2 rRNA genes are annotated in these 3,908 nt (G+C 55.2%); both read right to left on the minus strand.

From position 1 onward, the window contains the following. Window positions 1-5: 5 nt before the first annotated feature. Window positions 6-122 (minus strand): 5S ribosomal RNA (gene rrf, locus ACIQC0_RS15755). Window positions 123-300: 178 nt separating this feature from the next. After that, window positions 301-3,424 (minus strand): 23S ribosomal RNA (locus ACIQC0_RS15760). Window positions 3,425-3,908 lie beyond the last annotated feature (484 nt).

Consider the following 3,908-nt stretch of genomic DNA (forward strand, 5'->3'; position numbering starts at 1 on the left):
TGTGTGTCCGGCGGTGACCTACTCTCCCACACCCTCCCGGGTGCAGTACCATCGGCGCTGTGGGTCTTAGCTTCCGGGTTCGGAATGGGACCGGGCGTTTCCCCCACGCTATGACCGCCGTAACCCTTGTACCCGTCACCAGCCCTGGGGGTGGTGTGGGAAATCTGTGGTTACAACTTGCTGTCCCCGTTGTGGGGGCAGTTTTGTGGTGTTGTTATTTAGTTGTTGGTTCCGTGCCGGGACAACCCGTGGGTTGTTGGTTGGGAACCACATAGTGGACGCAAGCAGTCTTGTTTCTTGGTGGTGTAAGTTGTTGGCCTATTAGTACCGGTCAGCTTCACGAGTCGTTAGTCCTCGCTTCCACATCCGGCCTATCAACCCAGTGGTCTGGCTGGGGGCCTCTCACACACGAGGTGTATGGAAATCTCATCTTGAAGCGAGCTTCCCGCTTAGATGCTTTCAGCGGTTATCCCATCCGAACGTAGCTAATCAGCGGTGCACTTGGCAGTACAACTGACACACCAGAGGTTCGTCCGTCCCGGTCCTCTCGTACTAAGGACAGCCCTTCTCAAATTTCCTGCGCGCGCAGCGGATAGGGACCGAACTGTCTCACGACGTTCTAAACCCAGCTCGCGTACCGCTTTAATGGGCGAACAGCCCAACCCTTGGGACCTACTCCAGCCCCAGGATGCGACGAGCCGACATCGAGGTGCCAAACCATGCCGTCGATATGGACTCTTGGGCAAGATCAGCCTGTTATCCCCGAGGTACCTTTTATCCGTTGAGCGACGGCCATTCCACAATGTACCGCCGGATCACTAGTCCCGACTTTCGTCCCTGCTCGAGATGTCTCTCTCACAGTCAAGCTCCCTTGTGCACTTACACTCGACACCTGATTGCCAACCAGGCTGAGGGAACCTTTGGGCGCCTCCGTTACTTTTTAGGAGGCAACCGCCCCAGTTAAACTACCCATCAGGCACTGTCCCTGACCCGGATTACGGGCCGAAGTTAGATGTCCAAAGTGACCAGAGTGGTATTTCAACGATGACTCCACCCGAACTGGCGTCCGGGCTTCAACGTCTCCCACCTATCCTACACAAGCCACTCCGAACACCAATACCAAACTATAGTAAAGGTCTCGGGGTCTTTCCGTCCTGCTGCGCGTAACGAGCATCTTTACTCGTACTGCAATTTCGCCGAGTTTATGGTTGAGACAGCGGGGAAGTCGTTACTCCATTCGTGCAGGTCGGAACTTACCCGACAAGGAATTTCGCTACCTTAGGATGGTTATAGTTACCACCGCCGTTTACTGGGGCTTAAATTCTCAGCTTCGCCTTGCGGCTAACCGGTCCTCTTAACCTTCCAGCACCGGGCAGGAGTCAGTCCGTATACATCGTCTTGCGACTTCGCACGGACCTGTGTTTTTAGTAAACAGTCGCTTCCCCCTGGTCTCTGCGGCCCCGATCCCCTCCCACCAGCAAGTGGTGTTCAAGGTTGGGGCCCCCCTTCTCCCGAAGTTACGGGGGCATTTTGCCGAGTTCCTTAACCATAATTCTCTCGATCGCCTTAGTATTCTCTACCTGATCACCTGTGTCGGTTTGGGGTACGGGCGGCTAAAACCTCGCGTCGATGCTTTTCTCGGCAGCATAGGATCACCAAATCCCCCCATACGGGGGTCCCATCAGATCTCAGGCATCATGAACAGCGGATTTGCCTACCGTTCGCCCTACATCCTTAGACCGGGACAACCATCGCCCGGCTCGGCTACCTTCCTGCGTCACACCTGTTAATACGCTTGCCTCCCAGGATCAGGTCCCGCGCTCCACCAAAACCCTTCACCCACAAGGGGTGTCGGGCAGGTCTCGGGCGGTTAGTATCCCCTGTTCAACATGGGCGGTTTTTCGCCGGTACGGGAATATCAACCCGTTGTCCATCGACTACGCCTGTCGGCCTCGCCTTAGGTCCCGACTTACCCAGGGCAGATTAGCTTGACCCTGGAACCCTTGATCATTCGGCGGACGGGTTTCTCACCCGTCTTTCGCTACTCATGCCTGCATTCTCACTCGTGTAGGCTCCACCGCTGGTTTACACCGCGACTTCACCGCCCACACGACGCTCCCCTACCCATCCAGGCGCCTGAACCACAAGGGCTTAGCTAATACCTGAATGCCACAACTTCGGCGGTGTACTTGAGCCCCGCTACATTGTCGGCGCGGAATCACTTGACCAGTGAGCTATTACGCACTCTTTTAAGGATGGCTGCTTCTAAGCCAACCTCCTGGTTGTCTTCGCAACTCCACATCCTTTCCCACTTAGCACACGCTTAGGGGCCTTAGTTGGTGGTCTGGGCTGTTTCCCTCTCGACTATGAAGCTTATCCCCCACAGTCTCACTGCTGCGCTCTCACTTACCGGCATTCGGAGTTTGGCTGACGTCAGTAACCTTGTAGGGCCCATTAGCCATCCAGTAGCTCTACCTCCAGCAAGAAACACGCAACGCTGCACCTAAATGCATTTCGGGGAGAACCAGCTATCACGAAGTTTGATTGGCCTTTCACCCCTACCCACAGCTCATCCCCTCCATTTTCAACTGAAGTGGGTTCGGTCCTCCACGACGTCTTACCGTCGCTTCAACCTGGCCATGGGTAGATCACTTCGCTTCGGGTCTAGATCACGCCACTGCAACGCCCTATTCAGACTCGCTTTCGCTACGGCTCCCCCACACGGGTTAACCTCGCGACGTAACACTAACTCGCAGGCTCATTCTTCAAAAGGCACGCCGTCACAACTACAAGGCTGCTCCGACGGATTGTAAGCACACGGTTTCAGGTACTGTTTCACTCCCCTCCCGGGGTACTTTTCACCTTTCCCTCACGGTACTGGTCCGCTATCGGTCATTAGGGAGTATTTAGGCTTATCAGGTGGTCCTGACAGATTCGCACGGGATTTCTCGGGCCCCGTACTACTTGGGATACTTCCCAGGCGGCGCACAACATTACGGTTACGGGACTAACACCCTCTCTGGCCGGCCTTTCAAAACCGTTCACCTATGCACGCGCTCTCACCTCACCAGTCCGGCAGAACTGGAACGGAAAGTCCCACAACCCCGACCATGCAACGCCCGCCGGCTATCACACATGGAACGGTTTAGCCTGATCCGCGTTCGCTCGCCACTACTAACGGAATCACTATTGTTTTCTCTTCCTGCGGGTACTGAGATGTTTCACTTCCCCGCGTTCCCTCCACGCACCCTATGTGTTCAGATGCGGGTCACCAGGCAACTCGCGCTCCTGGCGGGGTTTCCCCATTCGGACACCCTGGGATCACAGTCCGGTTATCGACTCCCCCAGGCTTATCGCAGATTCCTACGTCCTTCTTCGGCTCCTAATGCCAAGGCATCCACCGTGTGCTCTTAAAAACTTGACCACAAAGATCAAAAACAAAAAACACTCGAGAGAACCACGAAAACCAACCACACCCCAACACCCCAAAGGGCATCAACAGCACGGCCAGATCCAGGTTCATATTCTTGGAAATTGCTTCTTATAAAAGATGCTCGCGTCCACTATGTAGTTCTCAAACAACAACCCCGTACCACACACCCCACACACAACACCCCCAAAGGAGCGAACCATGCATGATCGATGCAGCCAGGAAACCAGAAACAAACAAACCCGGGCAAAACCCGGCCCTGTTGCCTCAGGACCCAACAGTGTGCCAAACACTAAGCCACCCATCCCCCAACCCGCCGTTCCAGGACACCCCCACAAAGGAAGACATCCGTACTGAACAGGAAAAGAAACACGCAGCCGCTATTCGTTGATATTCCACCCTTGAGCACCCGCCGCAGAACAATCGTCTGCGCAACGGGCATATACTCCTGACAAACCACACACCCCGCATACACGGG

The sequence above is a fragment of the Pseudarthrobacter sp. NPDC092419 genome (assembly GCF_044755045.1).
In the GTDB taxonomy this organism is placed as follows: domain Bacteria; phylum Actinomycetota; class Actinomycetes; order Actinomycetales; family Micrococcaceae; genus Arthrobacter.